Annotated in this window: 20 protein-coding genes; 2 read left to right on the top strand and 18 right to left on the bottom strand. The window is 45.4% G+C overall.

What is annotated here, in order from left to right:
* Window positions 1-168: 168 nt before the first annotated feature.
* The 16 genes from FY534_RS12515 to FY534_RS12590 all read right to left on the bottom strand — a co-directional run bounded on the left by FY534_RS12515 (window position 169) and on the right by FY534_RS12590 (window position 19073).
* On the bottom strand, window positions 169-369 hold the full coding sequence (locus tag FY534_RS12515) for a hypothetical protein (RefSeq protein WP_072873321.1): 201 nt from the start codon (window positions 367-369) through the stop codon (window positions 169-171).
* Entirely contained in the window at window positions 366-1139 is a 774-nt protein-coding gene (locus FY534_RS12520; RefSeq protein WP_072873366.1) for a COG4280 domain-containing protein, read from the bottom strand. The genes FY534_RS12515 and FY534_RS12520 overlap by 4 nt, the downstream gene beginning before the upstream one ends.
* Window positions 1140-1146: 7 nt before the next feature.
* Window positions 1147-2301 (bottom strand): ABC transporter ATP-binding protein, encoded by a 1155-nt coding sequence (locus tag FY534_RS12525; protein ID WP_203114743.1) that lies wholly within the window; start codon window positions 2299-2301, stop codon window positions 1147-1149.
* 48 nt (window positions 2302-2349) lie between these two features.
* Entirely contained in the window at window positions 2350-4077 is a 1728-nt protein-coding gene (locus FY534_RS12530) for an ABC transporter permease (RefSeq protein ID WP_203114744.1), read from the bottom strand.
* Window positions 4058-5146, bottom strand: a complete 1089-nt coding sequence (locus FY534_RS12535) for an ABC transporter substrate-binding protein (RefSeq protein ID WP_203114745.1) — start codon at window positions 5144-5146, stop codon at window positions 4058-4060. Before FY534_RS12535 ends, FY534_RS12530 begins: the two co-directional genes overlap by 20 nt.
* Window positions 5147-5301: 155 nt before the next feature.
* On the bottom strand, window positions 5302-6696 hold the full coding sequence (locus FY534_RS12540; protein ID WP_072873317.1) for a sugar phosphate nucleotidyltransferase: 1395 nt from the start codon (window positions 6694-6696) through the stop codon (window positions 5302-5304).
* A 110-nt stretch (window positions 6697-6806) separates the two neighbouring features.
* Window positions 6807-8180, bottom strand: a complete 1374-nt coding sequence (locus FY534_RS12545; protein WP_203114746.1) for a hypothetical protein — start codon at window positions 8178-8180, stop codon at window positions 6807-6809.
* 75 nt (window positions 8181-8255) lie between these two features.
* The gene (locus FY534_RS12550) at window positions 8256-9170 is read right to left on the bottom strand and encodes a class D sortase (protein WP_203114747.1); all 915 of its coding nucleotides are present in this window, start codon (window positions 9168-9170) and stop codon (window positions 8256-8258) included.
* Window positions 9112-9402: a hypothetical protein gene (locus FY534_RS12555; protein WP_203114748.1), complete on the bottom strand. Its 291-nt coding sequence runs from the start codon at window positions 9400-9402 to the stop codon at window positions 9112-9114. The genes FY534_RS12550 and FY534_RS12555 overlap by 59 nt, the downstream gene beginning before the upstream one ends.
* A 3-nt stretch (window positions 9403-9405) precedes the next feature.
* Window positions 9406-10734: an SGNH/GDSL hydrolase family protein gene (locus FY534_RS12560; protein ID WP_238413557.1), complete on the bottom strand. Its 1329-nt coding sequence runs from the start codon at window positions 10732-10734 to the stop codon at window positions 9406-9408.
* A gap of 201 nt (window positions 10735-10935) precedes the next feature.
* Complete coding sequence (locus FY534_RS12565; protein ID WP_203114750.1) at window positions 10936-11772, bottom strand: hypothetical protein; 837 nt, start codon at window positions 11770-11772, stop codon at window positions 10936-10938.
* A 46-nt stretch (window positions 11773-11818) separates the two neighbouring features.
* On the bottom strand, window positions 11819-13732 hold the full coding sequence (locus FY534_RS12570) for an MFS transporter (RefSeq protein WP_203114751.1): 1914 nt from the start codon (window positions 13730-13732) through the stop codon (window positions 11819-11821).
* 4 nt (window positions 13733-13736) lie between these two features.
* Window positions 13737-14204 (bottom strand): helix-turn-helix domain-containing protein, encoded by a 468-nt coding sequence (locus FY534_RS12575; RefSeq protein ID WP_238413558.1) that lies wholly within the window; start codon window positions 14202-14204, stop codon window positions 13737-13739.
* Window positions 14205-14441: 237 nt separating this feature from the next.
* Window positions 14442-17105: a transglycosylase domain-containing protein gene (locus tag FY534_RS12580; protein WP_203114752.1), complete on the bottom strand. Its 2664-nt coding sequence runs from the start codon at window positions 17103-17105 to the stop codon at window positions 14442-14444.
* 140 nt (window positions 17106-17245) lie between these two features.
* The gene (locus FY534_RS12585) at window positions 17246-18442 is read right to left on the bottom strand and encodes a D-alanyl-D-alanine carboxypeptidase family protein (RefSeq protein ID WP_203114753.1); all 1197 of its coding nucleotides are present in this window, start codon (window positions 18440-18442) and stop codon (window positions 17246-17248) included.
* 139 nt (window positions 18443-18581) lie between these two features.
* A complete protein-coding gene (locus tag FY534_RS12590; protein ID WP_370541535.1) occupies window positions 18582-19073 on the bottom strand; it encodes a CcdC family protein in 492 nt (163 codons plus the stop codon).
* A 286-nt stretch (window positions 19074-19359) separates the two neighbouring features.
* Here FY534_RS12590 and FY534_RS12595 point away from each other — a divergent pair, with 286 nt between their 5' ends.
* Both FY534_RS12595 and FY534_RS14890 read left to right on the top strand, forming a co-directional pair.
* Window positions 19360-22356, top strand: coding sequence for an MMPL/RND family transporter (locus FY534_RS12595; RefSeq protein ID WP_203114754.1), 2997 nt, complete (start codon window positions 19360-19362; stop codon window positions 22354-22356).
* The gene (locus FY534_RS14890) at window positions 22332-22526 is read left to right on the top strand and encodes an MMPL family transporter (RefSeq protein ID WP_255567374.1); all 195 of its coding nucleotides are present in this window, start codon (window positions 22332-22334) and stop codon (window positions 22524-22526) included. Before FY534_RS12595 ends, FY534_RS14890 begins: the two co-directional genes overlap by 25 nt.
* Here the strand turns inward: FY534_RS14890 and FY534_RS12605 are convergent.
* Both FY534_RS12605 and FY534_RS12610 read right to left on the bottom strand, forming a co-directional pair.
* Window positions 22523-23692 (bottom strand): hypothetical protein, encoded by a 1170-nt coding sequence (locus FY534_RS12605; protein ID WP_203114755.1) that lies wholly within the window; start codon window positions 23690-23692, stop codon window positions 22523-22525. The genes FY534_RS14890 and FY534_RS12605 overlap by 4 nt on opposite strands.
* Window positions 23689-25293, bottom strand: coding sequence for a DUF4855 domain-containing protein (locus FY534_RS12610; protein WP_203114756.1), 1605 nt, complete (start codon window positions 25291-25293; stop codon window positions 23689-23691). Before FY534_RS12610 ends, FY534_RS12605 begins: the two co-directional genes overlap by 4 nt.
* Window positions 25294-25321: the final 28 nt, after the last annotated feature.

Below are 25321 nucleotides of genomic sequence, written 5' to 3' on the forward strand. Positions count from 1 at the left end.
CGCCGGATATGAGAGTTAAGGGAAGTTTTGTATACCAGGTTTATTGTGACGCAAAATCGAAAACAAAAGGGGCTGTCCCTCAGTTATGGACTGATTTGCGGACAACCCCTGTTTCATCTTGCCAAAGTCAGATTACATATGCATCATCAAAAGTAAGTTTAAAAAATGTTACTTTTTCGTCTTTAAACGCAACTGATGAGAGACTGAAACCCACAAAGAAACCATCAAAGATAGCCATAAAATACCTGCCGCTATAGTGTGATGATGCAAAACAGCAGAAATTGCAGCTAGCAGGATGCCAACAACTAAAATAGAAGCAAGGCGCCCATCATCTACTAGAAGTCCCCATAGGGTTTTCAAAACACTCATGATTGGCTGACCTCCCCAGGAGTTTGCGATGAATCCTCTCCATGCGAAGAACGTAGAGCTCGCTTACAACGAGTGACCAATATATATGAGAGCAGGAGCAAAGTTACAATTAAATAAATAATAGACAAATCCTGATTAGGCCAACGTACATGAAAACTTTCTCCTAACCAGTAGGTTCCGAAAGAGGTGAGCATAATGCCGACAATAAATTTCATTGTGTTTTCAGGAATTTTAGATAAGGGCTGCTTTGCAATGATACCGAGTAAGATGACAACAACCGTGGCTATAAGAGCGCCAAGCACAGCGGATGAAATCGAATGCGAGGCCAATCCGAATGTGATGACAATAAAAATAGCCTCAAGACCCTCTAAAAATGTTCCGCTAAACGTTGTGGCGAAGGCAAATCGATCTATACCAGGCTTTACTTCTCCAGCCGCCTTCTGACGCTGTACTTCTTCTTCATAGCTTTCGGCTTCATTATGCAATGCTTTCAGTCCCGCATAACGAAGAATTGCCTTGCGTAACCAACGTATACCAAACAGCAGCATAAACAAACCAACCATCAACTGCACCCAAAATAAATCAATCACCTTAGCTAAAGGCGCACCTATCAGCGTAACCAAAATCGCTAAAACCAAGACAGCAGAGAAGGCGCCAAGCAGCGCATTTTTCCACCCGCGAATGGCCGCTACGGCGAGAACAATGGTCAACGCTTCAATGAATTCCACACCTGTACCTAAAAAGCTAGAGAGGACAGCAAACCCGTTCATGAATAGATCACCCCAATTTTTTTTGGTATCGTGACTGCTCACTCTCACCTCCTGCAACTAAGGTACAAGATTTCTTTTCCGTCCATACCCATACCCTACTCTTTATGGGGTACGCTTCTGACTGCCAAACCTCTAAAATTTCTTTTCCATGAGGCAACAAGATTTCCACTTTATAAAGCCACTGTGCTCCATGATAAGCTCTTTGCACAATGACACCTGTCCAGCTAAAAATATGATCGCCAGAAGAGAGGGACGGATGAAATCTGTCCTTCCATTCCACAGTTCCATCATAAGTATGGAGATGTAAGTGATGAGGACGGAGGATAAGCAAGTACGGCATACGCTGGACAACTTTTTTGCCATCAAGCAACATCTGATATCCTTTCCAGTCTACCATAATCGATGAATGATCTGAACGTACAACTTGTACGGGTAAAACATTGGCAGCTCCCATAAAATGCGCCGCAAAAGCCGTACTGGGCTGAGTATACAGCCCTTGAGGAGAACCTGTCTGTTCCACTTTTCCCGCATTCAACAGTACGATATGGCTAGCCATGGACAAGGCTTCAATTTGATCGTGTGTCACGTAAATGGTTGTCGTCTTAGCTGCAGATGAAAATTCTAGTATTTCCCAGCGCATTTGTTCACGCAATTTAGTATCCAAGGAAGAAAGAGGTTCATCCATCAAAAGAATCTGTGGATTTGGAGCCAGGGCTCTGGCTATAGCAATTCTCTGCTTTTGTCCTCCTGAGAGTTGATGAACCATAGCATGTCGATATTCCTGCATGCGAACCAGAGAAAGGACTTCCTCCACACGATCGGCAATCTGTTGGCGAGGCAATCTTTTCACCTTAAGTCCAAACGCAACGTTTTCAAATACCGACATATGTGGCCAGAGTGCAAAATCCTGAAACACCATACCCACATTGCGCACTTCTGGTGGTACAATATAACCGGGTCTAGCCCAAACCTCTCCAGCTACTCTTAATTCACCTGCTTGAATGTCTTGAAACCCTGCTAAAATCGACAGCAATGTGGTTTTTCCACACCCTGATGGACCTAATAGAGCTAAAAAAGCCCCAGAAGGAATATTCAAGGTAATGTTTTGTAAAACTTCTTTGTCTCCATAGCTTTTACTCACTCCCCGAAACTCAATCAGCATAGGGCATATTCTCCTTTCGCATGTCTAACGTACCGTTCAACAAAGTTTCTACTCGACTCTAACAGAGTTGGAAGAACGTAAAAGCATAGACTCTACCCATCTTCCCAGCATATACAGAAGGAGTACAATGATGAGTCCAAGAATGGACATTGCTGACCCCCGCGCAAATTCAAAAGCATTGAATTTCTGTTGAATCGTCTCTGGAAAAGGTGGCGAACCTGGTGGATAAAGCAAAGATGAGGCAGGAAGCTCAAACATTGTGCCGGTCATGGTCATAAAAAATGTTGAGACCGTCGTCGTTCGCACCAATGGCATGACAATTTGTGCAATCACTCGCAAGTTGGAAGCACCTAAACTAAATGCGGCAGTCGCAAGATTCCCAGACACCTGCTGCATGCTCCCTATCTGCAAACGTACAGCATACGGCAATGAGCCTGCTAAATAAGCCATACCCAGACATATCGGCGTGCCGTAAATGACGAAATGAAGTGGAATAAGCCATGTTGCATTGTAAGCAAAGATGAAACCGGCTGCTAAAACAATACCCGGAACTGCAATGGTAGCTATCATTAACAAATTGATAAATTGATTGATTTTAGAGCGACGAAACATCATCTGATAGGCCAAAAAAAGCCCTAAAATCATTGTTAAAAATGCATTTGTCAACGCGTAGACCAACGTGCGTAAAAGCGCTTGAAGACCACTGCCTCCTGGTTTGAATAGACTCTTATAGTGGACTAGTGTCCAACTATGGGCATCAAGATGAGTCACATAATTTTTCAAAAGTGATTGAATGATGGTCGATCCGATGGGTAAAAAAAACGCTAGAAAAAGTATAAAAAAAGCCACAAGACTGAAACCACGATGATGGTTGCGTATTTCGGTTTGTTCTTTACTGTGTGTACTGATGGTGGCAAAAGAACGTGTTTTCAAAAAATGAAATTGCAGATAAAAAGCTAAGCCCATGATGACGATTAAAATCAGCGACAAACTGGCAGCTGAAGGGTAATTTACAGGCGTCTGGTCTAGAGAAGCGTATATTTGATACGTAATAAGCGGAATGTGCATCTGCGGAGTGATGGCTGCAGCCATACCAAAATCTCCGAATCCTTCAGCAAACGCCAACGACGCACCCGCTAAAAGAGCTGGTAAAAGCAAAGGCAATGTAATGCGTCGCAAACGATACCCTGCATTAGCGCCTAATAATCGACCTGCTTGTTCATACTCTAAGCCAATATTTTGAATGGACGGCACAAGAGCAAAATAAATAAAAGGAATATACCGCAAGGCCATGACCACAACGAGTCCTTCTTTTGAAAAAAACCATTGTGTCAATCCGTTTGGCAAATTCAACAATTCACTAAGAATACCCCCTTCTTGCATCAAACTCACCCAGCCCTGGGCGATGACATAGGAAGGAGCAAAAAAGACAATCCATACGGCAGTGTCTAAAATTTTGCCCATTTTCTTTCCACCACGAACTCTTGCAAAAGCAACCAACGTCGCCAAAAAAGTTGCCAAGATGGCAGAACCAGCTCCTAAAATAAGAGAATTGACTATGGCTTGCCCATTCAGAGGATTAGCAAAAAGTTGTTGCAAGGGTTGCCATGATGGTTTCCAAGATATAGGTGTATTAAAAACATTAGGAAATCCTACTTGAAGCAACAACGCTGCCAGCGGATAGAAAATGAGAAGAAAAAAAATCAGCAAACCGGGCAAAGAACCCAGCCCGCTGAAAAATGGCCTCCACTTCTGCTTATTCCGTAATGTTGTCATGGAACCATTCCTGAATTTGATTTTCCTGATTGGCAGCTTGTACAGGATTGACCCTTACCCAGTGAATACCATTTTGTTGTCGCGCTGGATTGGGAGATTCTCCTTGAATAATAGGATTAAAATATGAATCTCCTCCACCATTTTGCGGATTCAACATGACCTGTTGCCCTTGATGAGAAAGAACAAATTCAACGAATTTTTTGGCTGCAGCCATATCTGGAGCGTTTTTATCGATGCCCAAAACATCCGGTAACGTGAATACGCCAGATGAAGGATAAATGATTTGAATAGGTGCGCCCTTCTCTTTTGCAGCTACTAATGCAGAATCCTGAATCATAATAGCCTTGACCTGACCTTTTTCTAAAGCCTGCAGTGTGACACCATTAGTTGGAAATATTTTTAACCCATTTGCCTTTAGACGAGTGAAAAAAGCTTCCCCCTGCTGTTTGCCCATCAACTGTAAAATCCCCGCTACAAAAGGAAAGGTAGGTCCTGAAATAGCCGGATCGTTCATAGCAATCTCATTCTTCCAATAGGGTTTAAGCAAACTGCTCCAATCGGTAGGATATTCAGAAGGAGGAACAAGTTTGGTATTGACAGCAATAGCTGCAGCTGCTGTTACACCACCTGGAAAATAGGCGTCACTAGAGGGAACCAATGATTTGCCCAGACTTGTATAGTTGTCATAATCGCTAGGCTTCCAGCCCTCCAGAAGCATCCCTTGATTGGCAAGCGCCTGCATGGTAGCTGCTCCATCAAACCAGGCAACGTCCCAATGAGGATTGCTTTTTTCAGCTTCCAATTTGGCGACAATCGTACCTGTTGAATTATCGTCTAGTTTCACTTGAATTCCTGTTGCTTTTTCAAACGCTTGAGCCATGGCTGAATCATAGCCTTGCGCTGAATAGAGCACCAATTGCTGATGACCAGTTGAGCTTACTGATGTAGTGTGGTTCTGTTGTTGACTGGCATTTGCATTTGTCATGGATGCAGCAGTTTGACATCCTGATACCAAAAAGCCCAAACCTAATAATGAACCGAAAATACCCAACAATTTGCCATATCTCATGTTCAATCAATCTCCACTCCCTCTGTAGACATGCTTATGAACAAAACACGCGCAAACCCTCTAAAGGCTTGCGCGTGTAGACTAACAAATGAATATAAATGATAAATAAATTTCTCGTAAATATTTGTAAACTTATGATGAGGAATGTGTAAAGATTACAACACCGAAGTGGAAACGGCTATGGAGCTCTCCCGTCCTAAAGAACATGCTTCGACTATTTCGCGCCATTCCATATAGCGGCGCAAAATATCTTCTTCTATTAATTCACTTCCACGCTGTACTTCGACGAGTTTCAGTCTATCCAACGCACGAATGGCATGCCACTGTTCAGCATATACTCGAACCACATCTCCTGCACCAATGGGGAAAATACGATTGTCCAAAGCTACTTCTCCGTGTCCTTCTAAAATCGTCCAAGTCTCCGTGCGATGGAAATGTTTTTGGTAGGAAAGGTTGCAGCCAGGGGAAATTTCAATCCACTTGGTCAATACTTCTCCCTCTTCAAGTTTTTGATAATCGAGCACTCGATAACTTCCCCAGCGCCGTTCTTCATACATAGGTCTTCCTTGAAAAGGTTCGACCACATCTTTTAAGTGGGCGCTAGCCTCTTTATCTGCAACGAGTATGCCATCCGGTGTGGCCGCAATCATCATTCCCTGCACACCCAGCGCTACCACGGGAATACCCAGTTCGTTTAACACATGCGTCTCCTGGCAATCTTTTAGAACACCCGAACCAAGTAACGGCTGACTCATTTCTTCAGACAAACTCGCCCATGTACCTAAATCTTTCCATACTCCTCGATAAGGTAAAACGGCAATTTTTCCCGTTTTCTCTACAACTTCGTAGTCGAACGATCTTTTCGGCAACTCTAAAAATTGTCCTCGCAATCCTTGATAAGTGGCGTGATAACCTCTGCTTGCCAGCCAATGGCGCAAAAAAGAAAGACGAAATGCAAACACTCCGCAATTCCATAAAGCGCCGCGGTCCATCAATTTTTGTGCAATATCTGATGAAGGTTTTTCCACAAATTGTTCCACCCACGCTATACCATCCGTGGATTCACCAGGAACAATGTAGCCAAATTTGCTTGTGGGCTCTTCAGGAACGACTCCCATTAATACCATATCGGCTGACGATTCCTGTAGAACTTGCTCCAAACGAACAATTTGTTGAAAATAATGATTCTCCACAAAATGATCGACTGGTACCACGGCCACCACTTCATCTGGTGAAATTCCTTCTCTATCCAACAGATATAAAGCAGCCAAGCTGATGGCAGGAAATGTATCCCTGCGAGCTGGTTCTTGAATAAAAGAAATTTCTCCCAGTTGACTTTGCACCAATTCCCACTGTGCTTTGGACGCACAAACATAGGCGTTATTTTGCATACCCACGTCTTCCAACTGCTTCCACACTCGTTGCAACATAGACACAGGTTGACCCGTTTCCTTATCTGGCAGTACTTTAAGAAATTGTTTCGATCTCGCTTCATTGGACATGGGCCAAAGCCGTTTTCCAGAACCTCCGGAAAGAAGAATGATTTTCACACCAAACGCACCTTTCTTGCGCACTCTATGACGAGTAATAACCTAAAAAGTAAACCATCTGAATGAAAGTTTCGCCACGAACCTATTGAAACCTGCTGATTTGCTTCTCCCTACAATACCTTCGGCAACACAACGGCCTCATTTTGAACATGGGGTGTAAACCAGCGTATACCTATACTTGGAGCATGTCCGTCACTTGGAGAAACCACCAATTGACCATCAGGGATGCGAGTCGAGCCCACAAAGATGATGGTGTGCATGGGATGGGGTGTGTAAAACGTTATTCCTCTCAATTCAGACAGACTTGGCCAATGTTTACCAAACACCGGATCGTACAAGGGGTCAATATGAATTTCCAGCCACCGCCCCCGTTGAAGCAAATGATAGTGGAGTTGACTGTGAACCCGTTCATAAGTCAGTAATCGACTCGTTCGAGCCACCAATATTTTCCCATCATCCTGCCAGTGCGCCAAGGTCTGCAAAGCTTGGACCGCATTTTTTGGAAGACAGAGAAATTCCTGATTGGCAGCTAAATGTTGAGCAACGACCACCGATTTACCTTCACGAACCAATTTTCTCAGATGCACAAGCGAAAGTTCATCATCCAAATCCCCCGCGGTCCACTGCCAAAGAACTTCTCCTCGACTGCCAATCTTTTCATGAGTATAACGAGAAAATCCGTACAAAATGGATCCATCCGGCATATGTACCGGTTTCATTACTTTTTTCAATCCAAAGGATGTACTGTCGATGTCTGTCCACATATAACGAATACCCAATTTACGTGTTACATCTAAATGATAGTACGGAGATTGCGGTACCGCTCCCATTTGATAATGAAAAAACGGGCGCAAATGACGGGAACCAAAGTTATCAACATTAGCCATATTACCGTGATCGATCCATACGGGAACCTGGACACCATCCGAGAGCATACGTTGAACAGCCTTTACTGCAAGCAACCGATGAAAACGTGTACCTTTTTCTGTTACGGTACTGAAATCGCCATAACTATGCAAACTGTCTATCCATCCACAGGATAGATAATGGCGAATTGCGCTAGCTGCATAAGGTTTGAGACTCAAGCCGTAAAAATAGGCAAGCTGTTGATGTAACGGAACACCGCCCACATCAATATTTCGTTGAATGTTGCTTCCGTTATAAATAAAAAAAGAATCGGCAATATCCAAACCAAGTCCCCGTCCGTATGGCGTCATATCATACGTGTTGAGAAACTGGTGAATTTGATTAAATTTGCGTAACGTCTGATGATCTGCGTCGCTGGCAATGGATAACATGGCATGATAGGGATACGGATAGGGACGAAGTTGTACAGGCTGATTGGAGGATTCGAGAATTCTTCCCGGATGTCCAGACACACGCTTCCAAGGCACCATGCCATGCTCCTGGCAGGATGGCACCATAGACAGTGCCGAGATGAATCCGAGAGCAAGCAAAGCGAAACGTTGCCACGCTGAACGCATCAAGGCCACTCCCTTCATCCATACTCCAGAGCAGTCAGGATCGATGAGAGTATGGCCTTAAATGGTCAGCCATAATCAGGGATTTGATTGCGATTCGGGAATAAATTGGAATGTGTGAAGTGTCACGACATTCTGTGCTGAAACACTGGCTTGCACGCGCAGCCATTCATTTTGGCCTGCTACGCGAATCTTTACGCGACCTTTTACCAACAAAAGACGTGTTCCTTGAACATCAAGTTGAACATCAAACTGGGATGCATAATGCACTTGTTGGATGGAATGATGCAGCAGGGGATCCATCTGTGTGATTTGTTTCTGCCAGGCAACAGGGATCACTTTTGCATCAGGATGAAGTAACGCGTAAAGTTCTGGGATTCGATTTTCTGCTGACATATGCACAAATGCCAGAAATAATTCTGTAATGGCATTGGCGGCGGACAGCGGCGCATTGCTCTGTTGATAGGCAGGAGAAGGATTGCCTGTGTATGTCAACGTGCCCATGGGTAATGGATTGTTGGCCAGTTGAATTTGTGGCGAATCCATAAGTTTTTTCGGCAATTGCACGCTGTAAATGTCACTCGTATGAGCAGCAAGTACGGATTGAGACGTAGCCTGTACAGCAACAAGCCGAGCAAAAACCAGATAGCGATAGGGTGTTAAATAGAGCGCATCGAGGGGATAACAAGCTTCCAAAATCATGCTGGGAGCTACCGTATTGGGTACGCTTTCACCCACATGTGCGATTTCATGTCCTGTAACCTGATATATATAGGTTTGTCCATAAGACTCAAATACCAGTTGGTCACCACTCTTCAGTCGATTGATGTGGCGAAACCAGGTTGCGTTGTGCGCGGCAATGACACTAGCACCAGGTTGTCCTGGTTCAGCACTGTTTTTTAAATGTCCAGCAGCTACATTGAGCACCGTATCGTCAGTTCCCTGCAAAACGGGTACGCGAACAGATAGACTTGGAATTTGCAGTATACCCATCAGGGGGCAGATGGTACGCCCCAAGAGATGCTGCTAACGCTGAGGCTGCAGGAGAAAGTGGAGCCAGAGACTGACGACTGGAACGCAACATTTGTTTGGCCTTCGCCAATTCGGCTTGCCCAATAACGCGACTTCTCAGATAAAAAAATGGAATTCTAGCTGCTATGCCAAGCCCTATGACGCAGAGCGCAATGCCGATAATAGTCAACCAACGTTTGGAAAGCTTTTGCATGACTTACCTGCGCCGGGCAATCCGCAAAACACCCGCGCCAAATCCTAGAAAAGCTAATGCCATAGCAGCTTCCGGCAATACAGGAACTCCCGTAACTGGCTTGGTTGCTGAAACAGTTTGTATGACCGGTGAAAGAACCACATATTCACCTGGTGTAGAAACTGAGAACTTGACGCTGCCGGGTTGAAACGACGCCGTTTGCACCGATTGCCAACCACCGGGGGTCTTCTGAACCAATTCATCTCCTGTTTGCAGAGAAGGGAATTGTAATTGGACACTTAAAGGCGCTTTTAAGCTTGTATTGGCTGAAAAATTGAGGGAGAAACTGGTTACCACGCGATCGCCCGCTGGTATCATTCCTTGAACTTGCGAGGGAGGCAGACTCACAAACAGCACTTCTGATTTTGAACTCACTGCACCTGCTGATGCGGAAACGGTGTATTTGAGAGCACCCAACTGTCCGGTAATCACGTTGCCACTTGGTTTCATTTGTGCATCGGCGCTGACAGAAGACGTGACAGGAATGGAAAGAGGGTTAAGATGAGCTTTAGCCAGTGCTGACTCACCAACCTGTGCCAATACTTCTTGTCCTTGCAGAGTGGGATGGACATCATGCAGGTATAGATCAACATATTCCAATTGATGACCGGCAAAAGCTGAATGCGCATGAGCTACAACCACTTTAGGGAAAGAGGCTGCCTCCTGGCGAATAATGTCATCCATCATTCCTTGAAATTGATTGGTCACCTGATGCAAGGGGCTACCAGAAGGAAAGGGATTATAGAGCGTATATAAAATAATGGGTGCCTGACTTTCTTTACGAATGGCTGCTAATGTGGCCTGCAAATTTTCTTTAAATTGGTCAACGAGCTGCATACCACTTTGCATCTCTGACGGCGTCAGTTGCAGCCCATAGGTGGTAGCAACTGTGGAAGCATCTTGCAACAGATTATAGCGAGCGGCAAAATGAAGTAAATCGTTGCTGCCAATGTCCAGTGTAATCAGACTTGCGTGTTGAATACTCGAAGAAATGTCTGGTTGTTGCAAATTGAGCAGCAAATCTTTTGACGTCCATCCAGGCACGCCAAGATTTGTAACAGAAAGGTGATATTGTTTTGCCATCCAATCAGGAAACGCTTCCACAGAGGGAGTTGTATTGCCAGCAGTATCTGGCAAGTTATACCCAAACGTAATAGAATCCCCCAGTGCCACCAAGGTGCCTTCCATGGGGGCTTGCGTTGCCGCCATAACCGTTGGTGCGCTCAGTAGCGCCACTAACCCTGCTGCACCCACTGCGCCAGCAATCAGGCGCGTAGTATGCTTTCCTTTCATATCCATCGCGCTCCTTTGACCCACTTTCAAATCCAAATTCGTAAAGAATACTTCAGTGACTGACACAATGTCTGCTTGTCTGTCTTTCATCATATACCAAATCATTGAAAAGAAGAAATAGTTAAAAAAAAGCCTGGCAAGGATTCAATCATCCCTGCCAGGCTATCCGTATCTGCTCGATTTCTCAATGGCTTGAAACAGTTATTGTCCGTGCGCTACAGTAGCAGCAACCGGCACAGAAAGTAAATCCTGCAACCAATCCCGCTCATGATGATCTGAATCTGTAAATACAATCAGGACCATATTATCTTCCATCCAATAGAAGTTGATTTGACCCTGTACACTATGAATAGATGATTTATCCAAATTCATGCCCTCAATTTGTTGTTGCAAATTCTGGAGTGTCTGCAGATATTGCAACAGGACAATCTCAATTTCTTCATCATAATCTCTGTCCGAAGCAATACTGTGTCCATTTTGATAGGCAATCCATCCGAGTACGCGAGTTTCTTCATGCAACTTGTAAAAGCGTTGAATCCAATCATCCAATTTTCCACTTTGCAATCCTTGTGAGACCAGACGGAATGGATGTCTATTTACAGGTACACGCTTGACCCCACTGGAAACGTTACTAGCAGAAGCAACAGGAGTCTCGCTCAATGAAGATGAGACAAACGGCTGATGAGCTAACGGCTCTGTTCGGTGTTCTTCAGTCATTCGCTCTACGTCTTCGAGAAGCAGTGATAAAAAATGTTGCACGTCATCCGTATCCACGTTACTGGTGGCTGCTACCTCTGTTTGAATGGGCGCTGACTCATGTGTCTGCGCCAGTTGGCGAAGTACGGTCGCCGCCTGCGAGGCCAGCGACTGTTCCTCCGGCTTCTTGGTTGGTTCTGCTGCCTGCGGCTCAATCATTTGCTTTAATACACGCTCCATAGCCACATCCAACGAACTTTTTTCCGTTTTATGATGATGACCTGAAGTCTTGCTGTGCTCCAAATCTTCCAATACATTTTCCGCCAAACGTTGGATATCCATAGCTTCCATCCCCTTTCTTTCTGCCCGATCACGATGAACCCATCAGCTAGCTGCTTAGACTGACATTCTGTTTATGTTCCAAAACTTGCTGCAATAATTGAATCGCGCGGCGCGCTTTTTCCTTTTCTTCCTCCGGAGCATCCGGTAAAAGTCCTGTGCGTGCTTGATGCAAAGCAATCAGACCCAATCTTTCCATACGAGCAATTTCTACTGAACTGAGCAAACCTGTGGATTTCGGCAAATCCGCTTTTGACTGCATTTGCTCGGCAACCGCAGCCACACGATTGGTTTTACAAAAGACAGTGGCAATAGCTGCCAGAAGAGCAAGACCGCCTGAAATCCAGAACGCTAAAGCCAACCCATGATGGAATGCAGGCCCAATCATGTTTGGGAAGAAATGCATACCGAGCAATGTAGAACGATTCGCCGCGGACAGATTATTCAAAATCTGCGCTGGCAACAAATGAGCCATTGGATTATAGCCAAGAAGCGCAGCAAAGAGAGACGCTGTAGGCGGAAGTTTGGAGACCATTTCTGCATACGGAAGAGGTACGCCATGTTGGCTCAACCCATTCAAATACGCTTGCGGCAAACGACTGGCCAATCCACTAATCACAATACTGAAGAAGAGACCCATACTCATTAACTGTCCAGCATTCATGAAAGTGGCTCGCATTCCCGAGGCAACCCCTCGATAACGCGGTGGCACAGAATTCATGATAATGGCTGAGTTTGGCGAAGAGAAGACACCCATACCTATACCAATGATGAAAAGATACGTTGCGAACGTCCAATAATGAAAATTGAACGGTAAAGTATTGATAAGTGCAAAACCACCAGCTGTAATAATCATGCCAGCAAACGTGTACCATTTCGCGCCTGCTTTGTCTGACAAATACCCGCTAATAGGTCCTGCTACCAAGAATCCGACCATCTGCGGCAACGTGTCAATGCCTGCCTGTAATGGTGTATGAGAGAACGAAACGTTATGGAGCGGCAACCAGATACCTTGCAGCCAAATGATTAACATAAATGACAAACCACCGCGAGCCAAGGCAGCAAAAAGTGAGGCAATATTGCCTAATGTAAACGAACGGTGCGCAAATAAATGCAACTGGAAAAGCGGATGCTCCACGTTCATCTCTACAAAGACAAACACAATCAAACAGACTACGCCGCCAGCCAAAGCTGTGACGACCCACGGATTTCCCCAGCCCATGGAGCTTGTGCCATAAGGCATGATACCATATGTCAAACCCAGCATAATGCCAAGAATACCCAGTCCCAAAAACAAATTCCCGAGCAAATCAAGCGAAGCTTTTACCTTGACGCCAATCTCTTTCAAAGCCAGATACGCCCATATGGTTCCAAAAATACCCACCGGAACATTGACTAAGAAAATCCAGCGCCAATCTCCAGCATCAGCCAACAAACCACCAACAACCAGACCAATAACGCTGCCACCCACTGCAGCAATCTGGTTTAATCCTAAAGCAAAACCGCGTTGTTCCATTGGAAAAGCATCTGTTAAAATCGCAGAACTGTTTGCAAACAGCAATGCGCCGCCGACACCCTGCACCAAGCGGAAGATGATTAATTCAACCTCACCGGCCACACCTTTGCTCCAGGTGATTGAACATAGAATTGAGCCAATGGTAAAGATGAAAAACCCAAGATTATAAAGCCGAACTCGCCCAAACATGTCCGACAGTCGTCCAAAAGTAACAAGAAAAACAGTAGTAGCCACATTGAAACCAAGTAAAACCCAGAGTAAAAGCGAAGTCTGATTGCCCGCCAGCGGATCGACTTGAATACCTTTAAAAATGGCAGGTAAAGCAATAATAAGAATGGTCTGGTTAATAGAGGCCATCAAAACACCGAGCGTCGTGTTAGATAATGCTACCCATTTATAAGATGAGCCACGCCCTGATGCATCGACGGCTGCAACTGATGTAGACATGCGCCTACTCACTCCCCTTCTGTGAAATAAATGTATATTTTTTTGTCTCTAAAGCTTTTTCTGTCATACGAAGTTTTTCTTCATAACGATTTTTCATATTTTGCAGATTTTGCATTTTTAACTGAATTTGAGAAAGTGTGCTGTGCAGCATATCAGCCGCTTCCTCAAGCTCAGAACGGCGAATCTCTTCACTGAGACACGCATTGTCCGCATTGAGACGAATCTGGTCAAGCCTAGACTCCACATCAAGCATATGACGAATCTCATTGAGAGAGTATCCCAGATGATTTTTTAAGCGGACAATTTGCTCAAGCTTGCCCACGACCTTTTCATCGTATAGGCGGTGTCCACCGCTTGTTCGAGATTTTGGCGAAATCAGGCCAATTTCTTCGTAATAATGCAGTGTTCTCGCCGTCAGCCCAAGCCGCTGGCAGACGGCTTCTACAGACAGTTCCGCCTCCGCTTGTTCCACTCTCCCCACCTCGTTGTTGATTTTAGACACTCTGATATTTCGCCTCACAAAAAGATACTAACGAAAATGTAACCTTACGTCAACGTAAGGAAGCGATTTCTTTACGGATTTTTTTTGATTTCATTAAATTGCCCATATTTCTTTAGCTCACAATAACAATTACAGACAACTCAAAAAACCTCACCCCCTGAGTTAAAGAAGGGTGAGGTGTGGAAAATCTCTATTCTAGAAATTTCATTAATGTTTGCTCGATTTTGGTTTACTGGGTGCAGGTGCCGATGTCGGTAGCACCGAGTTTCCTACAGGCACTGAATTCCCCTGTCCTCCAGGCGCTGACGGTGAAGGTGGAGAACTCGTATTCCCAGTACTCGAAGAATTTCCAGTGGTGTTGCCCGGGTTGCCACCATTCGTATTATTTCCCGTGGTGTTTCCCGGGCCTGTGCCGTTTCCCTGACCACTTCCCGGTCCATTTGGTCCCTGTCCAGGTGGGTTGCCGGGATTGTTGTTACCTGGACCGTTGCCTTGATTGGGCAAAGTGGCAGACGGCACATTAATGGTTACTGTCAAGGGAGAGCCCACTGTCTGCTGCGTAGAAGGATCATACGCCTGAACTTGATACGTGTACGTGTTCCCCTGCACAACACCGGGATCGACAAACGTGGTATTTTGCGTTTGACCAATGAAAGTCAAGCTGCTTGAACTTGAATTACTGCTGTTTGCAGAAGAACTGTTGTTTGTTGTATTGCTTGCGCTGTTATTGCTGTTGCTTGCATTGGATGAACTGTCTTCTGCGCGCGAAATTTGATAGACCCAACCATTGTTTTGGCCATTCGCCTTCCAGTTGAGAATAACCTGATTTTGGCTGGCGTTGTAACTAGCCTGTAAACCAGAAATAGGCTGTGAAGTGTTCATAGCTGCATTCGGCAGACCTGTTGCATAAGGATAGGGACCTTCCGGAAATTGTTGCGGCGTCTGACCAGCAAGCGCGTTAACCATCACGTCTCGCCAAAGTTCAGCCGCATTGCCTGATGGGTCGAGCGTCACCCAAGACATATGATGTTCTGGGGTTGTCACGTCATAGCCGATGTAAATGGAACCCACAATATTCGGCGTGTAACCGTCAAACCAGCCCGTTCTTACCCAATTTGGATGATTGCCTACCAATCCAGGAGAATACTGGACTGTCCCTGTTTTACCAGCCACACCCCATCCCTGAATTTGCGCTAACTGACCCGTTCCAAAATCGACAACATCTTGCATCAAACGGGTTAATACGTGAGCCGTATGAGGTGTCATGACCTGCTTGGCTTGAACCGGATCGCGATAAATGACCTGACCGGATGCGTTGACAATTTTATTGATAAGATGCGCTTCCATTTGAACACCATTGTCATCAAACGGCTCATACGCCTGCGCCATCATGATCGGGCTGACATCGAGATTCCCACCAATAGCAATACCCAACTGATGAGACGCCTGTTGGCTGACAGGTATACCATCATTTTCCGCAAAGCTCACACCGTTTTGAATGCCGATTTGCTGCAGCAACCAGACAGAAGCAACATTCTGGGACCACTGGATACCGTATTGCAAGGTAATTTTCGGTGGCGCGTTGGGATTCCAGTTTTCCGGCGTATACCCACCGCCAAAATCATGTGGAGTATCGTCCAAGACGGACAAATAGTTCCATTTGCCACTTTCGATAGCAGGGCCGTAATCCATAATAGGTTTGATGGACGATCCCGGTGAACTAAGCGAATAGACACGATCAATGCCTAGTCTTGTGTAATCTTGTTTACGGCTGCCTGCTGCGCCTAAGATTGCACCCGTTTTTGGATCAAGGAAGATGGCGCCGCCTTCAACTACTGTACCGGTTGTGGGGCCTGGCCAATCATTGTCATATTTATTCGTAAAGAATACTTGATGCAAAGCCGCCTGAACATTGGGGTCAATCGTCGTATAAATTTTCAAGCCGCCCTGTGAAAGTTCTTCTGGCGAGATGCCATGACGCTGAGCCCAATCAAAGAGAAAATTCGTGAAAAGTGGATGTTGGCTCCAACCACTTTCACCCATAGAATGTGCAGAAACACCCAAAGGTTGCTTCATAGCCCAATCTGCTTTGGCCTGCGAGATATAGCCGTAGTTAGCCATATTTTGCAAGACAATATTGCGCCGCGCTATGGCTGCATGCGGATGCAGCAACGGATCGTATGCAGAAGGCGCTTGAGGCAAGCCAGCTAAAAGCGCAGCCTGATCTAGCGTCAAGTGAGGATCTTTGCGCAAGTCCACGCCAAAATACAATTTGGCCGCCTGTTCGACACCTGTAGCATTAGATCCCAAAAAAACTCGATTCAGATACATGGTTAAAATCTCTTGTTTGGTGTAATGACGAGATAATTGAACACCCAAGACCACTTGTTTAACCTTGTAAGAAATCGACTTGTTGTCGGTTAAGTAGACCATCTTCGCCAATTGTTCCTGAATGGTACTAGCACCTTGATCGGCTCCGCCAGCAAGCAGATCGACATAAGCTGCACGTAAAATAGAACGGAAATCGATACTCGATGGCGAACTCCAGAAGGTATGGTCTTCTGTAGCCACTAAAGCGTTCTGTAAATCCTTTGGAATATCCTGATAGGGAATCGAGGATGAACCATTGCCAATCGTTATATATTTTTGTCCATTACCATCATAGACAACGGTTGGCGAATTAAAATCATTCATTTTAGCTGCATTAAAAGGTGTAAACTGCACCAACAGAAAGAATCCTACAGTAAATAGGATAACCACTACCAAAAGAACAATAATCAGCGTCAAAATTAACTTTCCAATGGAAAATCCGCCTTTTACTGCTTTGGTCTTATTTTTTCCAGCAGGTGCTGTAGGTCGCTTCGATCGCAAAAGGTTCCCTCCTTGGCCGGAGCCTTATTCATCGATAATGATACTTTCTGACAGTCTAACAGAAGATGAGGAAAAGGGCACGGGAAGCCATCACATAGACTTCTTTACCCGTGCCCCCAACTCTTTTGTGTTTTCTTACCTTAAATATGTTTTAAACGCCAACTATACGATGGTGCGGGAATACTGGTTGGTGCTGTTAATGTTTCACTGATCTTTTGATTTCCCGCAATCACGGTTACAGTACCAATGGTTTGCCCAACAGCAATGCTATGTGCCTTCATTGAATCTAAGTGTACAACGCGATGGACAGTCATTCCAGGCCAACCAACCATGCTAATGGGTGAAGTGGTTGTCACTGTTATTGGATTCGACATCCATGGTACAGACAATTGAGCCACAGGTGTTTGAGCAGGTAAAACTTGAACCACGCGAATCATTTTTTGCGCCTGCTCAGAAAGAGATACACCTTCATTTAAGGCATTCATTAAAGGTTGTAACCCTTCCTGCCCCAGGACCACACCCAGAATGGTCGCTTTTTTGCCATCTACCATCTTTTTGGATGCAAAGACGAAACAACCACCCGCCTGTGGCGTACTTCCAGTTTTACCAGCAAAAATACCACCTTGACCTAAATTATAATCTACATTATATATCGTTCCTGCAACAGGCACAGTAGCCTGGGCCATGCCGGAAATATCTCGAAAAGCCCGAATTTGAATCACTTTGTTGAACAGCTTTAACAAGTCCTGAGCATCACTCGCACTGCCCGGGTTAAAACCGCTCGCATCCACGTAATGCGTATGAGTCATGCCAAGTTTTTTAGCTTCAGCGTTCATCTGCTGGACAAAAGCAGACTGACTGCCGGCGATCCAGTGAGCCAGAATGTAAGCAACATTGTTACCTGAAGGAAGTAACAAACCTTCTAAAAGCTGGCGCTCGGAAAGTTTTTCCCCCGCAACCACTTTCATCACAGATTCGCCTTGAGCCACATCTTCTTGATAAACTTGCACATCTTTAGGTGTCATGGTTAATTCCGGACCACTTTCACCCACGCCGAGAGGATATTTTTTCAAAGTCAGATAAGCTGTCATAAGCTTGGTCACACTGGCAATGGGCAGTGGAGTGTTGGAACCGAAATGACCCATTTCGCCGATCCCGAGAACTTCCAGTGCCGCTTCGCCTTGCTGTGGCCAGCGTATGGAAACCTGTCCAGGAACCTGCGCATCTGATGCCAGTATGGGTGTAGCAGTAATTGAAGGTATGGGACGAAGCAACTGTACAACAGGTAGTGCAATCACCAACAAGACAATGAGTAATACTATCCAACGAATTCGCACACTGTACCTCCCACCACCTGATCTGCCTTCGTATGAAAAGCCAGCCGTCAGGTTTACTCTCTTTTTAGGTTTGACGTCTCATCCAGAACTTAGATAGGGCTGAAAAACATTTTATACATAATCTTGCTTTCAAGACCATTCATGATGCTGACTCAGAAGCAGCAGCCACTCGTTGTCCAGCAAGATGACGATACCTCAAATACATAACAATTCGCCATGGTAAAATCATTCCAAAAGCAAGAACAAAGAATAGAGAACCTGTCTGCAGAATGGTCACATACTGCTCTACATAAGTGTGCAGAATAATCCGTAAAGCAAGCAGAATCAGCAGAATGGCTATAAACCCGCGTGAGCGTTTGAGATAGATATGGCCATCTTCAGCCCGATACATTTTCGAGGTGGAGATGAGCGGATAGCTAAAAATGACACCTACCAGAAAAGCAGCGACGGCGTATAGAAATGGTTCATGCGTCTGTGGCGCGATATACATCAGAAATCCTGTACTCATGGCTACTGGCGGAATTAAAATTTTTCGCGCGTTTGTTGGTTTTCGACTTGCCCGAACACGCACAAAAATGACAGTCAAAGCAAAAACGACGGCAATTAGTGAACTGAGAATCTCAGCTGTCACTTCACTCACCTCTCTCCTGACTGACAAATAAATTCCCTCGCATCAACGCGGGGTGCGCTTTCCAAACACGAATCTTATCATCGCTGCTTTTACATTATAACGGACTTGCCCATACAGACAGACATGCAATTTTGACGATTACTCGACACCCTATCATCAACCCAGATTATTTTCCTTTTTTTACTTGAGCTCAAGTAAAGAAGTCGTTAATCTGTCGTTATGATGTTTTGTCTCTAAATAATTTAAATACATAACTATAAAGTTAAGAAACGAGGGAAGAGAATTCATGGGGGTTTATACGCGTTTTATTGTCAGATTTCGCTGGCTGGTTCTTCTCTTATGGCTGGCCCTGACTGTTGCCGGCTTGATAGGGTTGCCGAATTTAAACCGTGTCGTTCTACACGTACAAACTAACTATTTACCCAACAACAATCAGGTAATGGTGGCTAGCCGCCTGTTAAAAGAAGTGAATCCGGGTAAAAACGGCCAAAGTTCAGCTGTAATTGCCATTTATCAAAAGGGCAGACTCACCCATGCAGATCAAACGTACTTTTCAAATAAATTAAACTATATGAATGCCCACAAACAAACTTATGGCATCAGCAGCATGGCAGACGCAGAGAACACCAAGGCTGACCAGAGTGCCTTTATCAGCCAAGATAAAACAACGGAAATCGCTATTGTTAACTTTCCTGGTGGAGATATTGCTGGTTCTACCGATAAAAGTCTACAAAAACTGAAACAGTGGTTTACCGAAAACCCGTCCGGAAGCCATATCTACTTTACTGGCGATGTGCCCATCCAATGGGATGATTCAACCATATCTCAGCAAGGTGTGGAAAAGACCGCTGGAGTGACCGTTGCCCTGGTACTGATTATTCTGTTGATAGTTTTTCGTTCCTTGCTCGCACCTCTGGTAACTTTGCTGAGCATCGGTATATCCTTTCTCATTTCTTCGTCGGTGGTAGCATGGTTGGCAGAGCGCGGCTTACCCGTCTCTACTTTTACACAGACCTTTCTTATCGCCGTGCTATTCGGAGCCGGAACAGACTACTCCATTATCTTTCTCAATCGATTTCGAGAGGAATTAACGAGAAATCACGAAACATTAACGGACGCTATTGAAGCCACGCTTCGTTCTGTTAGCCGTACAGTTCTTTTTAGCGCCTCGACAGTACTCGTCTCATTTGCAGCTCTCAGCTTTGCCCATTTTGGACTTTATCGATCCGCTGTTGGTGTTTCCATTGGTATTTTTATAGCTCTGCTCGCGATTCTCACCTTTACCCCCGCATGGATGTCCATTTTGGGCCGAAGCCTTTTTTGGCCTCGCCGTCCGATGCCAGGAAGTGAACATCCTCCCTCACGTATCTGGGGGAAAACAGGTAGTATCGCTACACGCCGTCCTTGGTGGACCATGCTTGTACTTCTAGCCATCCTTACCCCGATAGGTATGCTATTTAGCGATGACCGAACCTTCAATCCTATGGACGATATCCCTAACGCTCCATCTGTACAAGGCTTTCATGTAGTGGCCAACGCCTTCGGTCAGGGACATGTTCTCCCTTCCACCATCGTTCTTTATAGCCAAAAAAATTTCCGCAGCCAAGCAGGGCTTGCCGCTATTCAAGATGTTTCACATACACTTTCCTCTGAACCTGGTGTAAGTGAGGTCATGAGTGCCACACAACCTACCGGCAAAGCGATTTCCTTATTCACATTAGCGAAACAAAATCAAATTGCAGCCAACGGTCTGCAACAGGTGTCTGCTGGATTACAACAATTACAATCCGGCTTCAGTCAAAGCAGCGGCAATCAAGAGGGACTCACCGCTTTACAAAAAGGTGCCCAGCGTGTCGCCAACGGAGCTCAACAATTATCAGGAAAAATCAGTCAAGCAGCAGTAGGAGCTAGCCAACTTTCCAAAGGAACAAGTCAATTAGCATCCGGAGCCCAGCAATTCAATCAAGGTACGCAACAGTTGGCAAAAAGTGCTGCTCAAAGTGCCAATGGAGCCAATCAATTAGCACAGGGTTTGACAAACGCCAACCAAGCTGCAAGCACACTGGCAGACGGCAGCGAGCAAACAGCAAACGGCGCCAATCAGTTAGCACAGGCAGCGAATCAATTGGCAAATGCCCTTGCAGCATGGAGCCAGTCGCATCCTAACGACAATACCAATCCAGCTTGGCAACAGATTTTAGCCCTCGCCACAGCAGCCAAAAACGGATCGACAAAGGTGGCAAGCGGTACGGAAGCATTGGCTGCTGGTACGAAAAAATTAACAGAAGGACTGGGACCACTTGCGAGTGGCGCAAGTCAGTTAGCCAAAGCCAATCAGCAACTGAATCACGGCGCAACGCAATTAACCTCAGGTATTGAAGGAATTGCCAATGGAGCGAGTCGATTGAACGAAGCTGGACAGGCCTTGGCAGCGGGGACTCGTCAATTAGCCAACGGGGCATCTCAATTGGCAAACGGAAATCGACAAGTTGCCCTTGGAGTAGAACAATTTACGGCAGCTCTCGCACCTGTGGATCAGAATTTACAAAAAGCAGGAAAAGGTATGAGTCGATTACAGCAAGGTGTTCAACAGATCCAAAATGCCTTGAGGGAATCCAGCATGGCTGCAAGTCAGGGGAATCCAGGATTTTTTGTGCCTGCCCATACATTGAATAGTAACCAAGGTTTACAACAGGCGATGAACGCCTATATTTCAGCCAATGGCCATGTTGCAACCATCAGTGTAGTTCTGAGTCATAATCCTTATTCCCTGACGGCCATGCAACAGTTAGGAGAACTCCAACAAGACGCCGCTACTGCTCTTGCCGCTACACCTTATCAGGGAAGCAATATCTATACTGCAGGACCTACGGCCGTTCAAAACGCGCTCAATCAAGTTTCGACGGATGACTTTGTCCGTACCGTATCGATTATCTCTGCTTGTATCTTTTTGTTGTTGATTTTCATGTTGCAGTCCATTTTGGCACCGCTTTATATCATGATCTCGTTAATGGGAACCTATTTCGTCAGCATGGGCTTGGTACAGACATTGACCATACATGTGCTGCACAAGCCAGGTCTTTCCTGGCCTGTGCCCTTCTTTGTCTTCTTGTTGCTGGTTGCTCTTGGAGTTGATTATTCCATGTTCTTGATGGCGCGCTTTGATGAAGAACTCAAAAAATCGCCAGACGCTCCAGCAAGCGCTATGCGTGCGGCTATGTTGCGTATGGGGGAGTTGTCTTCTCTGCAGCCATCATTATGGCAGGGACATTTGGCAGCCTAATCGTCTCTGGCGTCACTTCATTGATGGAAATTGGTTTGGCTGTGATTATAGGTCTCATGCTCTACGCTCTTATTTTGCTTGGCCTATTTGTGCCGTCCGCAACAGCCATTGTAGGATTGGCTCATCATTGGCCATTTGCCAAGCGTTTTCGACAAATAGAAACAAACTAATCTAGTTGATCACGATGAACTTGCAACTGTTCAGCTGAATTGAGACGTAAGGTCATTTCACCAAGCGTTGTAGAGCCCCCCAAATTGGGCAATAGAACATTATAGCTCAGTGAAAGGGCAGACGTATCAGGTAGTTGTATTTGTACAGATGAATGCTCATTCAAACGCAGACTGTTTAAACGATTGACAGTCTGCCACGTTTGCCCGCCATTCACACTGTAATTCGCATTGTTCGAACTGGCTATGTAAAACTCACCTGCCGCACTGACGTTGGGCAGAGTGACAATCCATTGCTTACCATTCGATGAAGCCTGAACTTGGATACCATCAAAAAATTGATAGGTGTCTTGAATCACTTGTTGAACAGCTTGATTGGATGTGAAAAAAGGTTGACCATTGGCTGTCATATCCCCTTGAAAGGTAGCCATAGCTTCATTTTCTGGTGGATATACAATCTGCCATTGATGCTCTTTTAAAGCCTGATAGCCCTGTGAGTCATCTGCTATCACATGTAACATGGCATCGGCTTCAGCAGGTGTAACATCAGCCGTTAAACTTAAACCAGCAGGATTGAGGCCAATGAATTGAGCCCAAGCCGACATACTTCCGCCGGGTTGAAAGGCAGGATTACTCATGCCGAGAAAATTCCAGTCTAATTGCTCCGCCTCTTCAACAGTAAGTGGTTCATAGGCACCCAAGTATTCTGTATGCTGTGTAGAATTCGTGTCCCACCAACCATTTTGAATTGCGAATGACATGGCCTGCAAAGGAGTACTATGGGGTGGCAATTCCCCTTCCTCAGTCAAAAATTGCAAGACAAAGGAACCTGCAGCCACCTCGTTGGAAGGAAGTACAGGTGGAAGAGATAGAGTTGGAGAAGTTTGTTTGGAAGGCGTGACGGTTTGCATGGACCAGATGTGATCTTTCCATATAGAAATTACCCCAGCTTGTTTGAGTATTTGCATGACATACCAAATCGGTATAAAAGTCGTGTTTTGATAAACTCGCCCATAAGGTCTATCCATACCTTTGCCGTTGATACGAATGGTTGTCACAAACTCTTGTGAACCTTCAAGATGATGGGAGGTTTGAGTACTGGCCAAAACCACAGTCGGGCAGAAGGTCATCAATAGAGCCGCAGTACAAAGGGAACGTACGATTCTCATTGAATGGGTGCTCCTATCTTGTTATATTGTCCAGAAACAAAATCATAAGTATCATCATAAATCGCGCGTGTAAATGGATTAGCCGAAGCTTCAGCGTGGGATAAAAAATTGGCGCCATCGTAAAAAGCGTGGGAAACACCTTGACCTAATCCATCCGCTGCAAATTGTTGCAGTTGTTGGACATAGAGCGTTTCGCCATTAGGAGTCAGACGCGTCCATTCCAGTTCCAATCCCATACCATAACGCTCTGCAATGTCTGCTGCGTTTGTCAATCGTGCCGGAAAAGCCTGATTGCCAAGTTCAGCATAATTGGGTTGCAGCCATGCAGCCTGAAAACCCAGATGCTCCCATGCTGTGACGCCACTGGCCGCGTAAAAGGGTATCCATAGAAGTGGCAGCTTGTCCTTAGCCAACAGGGCACTGCTATATTGAATCAGTTGTTTCTCTCCTAGAGCGTCGGATGGACAATCTTCTCGCTGCCAGTAAAAGCCAGCCAAGCGCAAATTGGGATAAGCACCTGCCGCGAAATCCTGTACAGCTTTTTGCAAAAACCATTGAATGGCAGCTTCTCGTGCTTGCACAGCAAAGGGGTGCGTCAAAGTTGGATTGAATGACAAGTCCTGACCGTCTATTTCACCAAAATCGCCACCGTTGTACGGAGTCGATGGTAGGGTCAAAACGACATTCTCTACAGCATTTGGAGTACCAAGCTTGGCATTGTCTTGATAAACTGCCTCCTGCAGTTGAGCTAATTGGCCATGAGAAGAAAACAAGTTTCCCAAATATTGATTCCAAGCACTTTTGTTATCTTGCACAGAACCATCTGCAAGGAAAAGAATCGTATTGAAAAAAGGAGCTACCGGCTCATTCTGCTGATTATCATAAGCTACTAATGAGGCAAACTGACTTGAGGTGTAGAGCGGACTGTCCGGTGATACGTTAACAAGCAACATGTTCTCTATTTGATTGGCGGATGCAGGTGTTAAAGCTTGACCCGTCGTATTCGCAGGAGTCACGCTGGAAATCGGATAATCATTAGCCGTCTTCGCGTCAGAAACAGCCTGATAGGTTCCCATACAAGCGATTTGACGGGCAAAAACCCAGACATGGACAGGAAAAAGAATCCGAAACGTCTGACCTTGCGTAGGTGGAAAATAAAGTGTAAAGCGTTGCGAACTATCTCTGAGGCCGATACGAGATCGATCATTATAAACTCGTCCGAGCGTATGCCAAACTCCGTTCTCTCTAACTTCAAACTGGACATATGATGGGTAGTAAATTCCCATTGGTAAATATTGTCGCACACCGATGGATAAGGCATGTACCACCGCTGGTTGAGGCAAATGAATATCTAACTCTCGCCCCCCCTGATGACTAAACCCCTGCCAAGCACTGCCTTGCAATAGATTCCCTTGATAAGCATCTTCCTGTTCAGCAAACTGTTGATCCGGATAGCCTGTGACGGAAATTTTCAAAGTAGCTTGACTCGCTAGATTCGTCCAGATGGAAGCAGCATCGGCACTTGTCCATGAACTCACTCCCAACCAGGCTACGCTCGACAAAGACGCCAATGCCATTTGAATGACTCGCTGTCTTTTCATGATGTCCTCCTCATTCCACATTCAAAAC

It is taken from the genome of Alicyclobacillus sp. TC (assembly GCF_016804365.1).
Classification (GTDB): Bacteria; Bacillota; Bacilli; order Alicyclobacillales; family Alicyclobacillaceae; genus Alicyclobacillus_I; species Alicyclobacillus_I tolerans.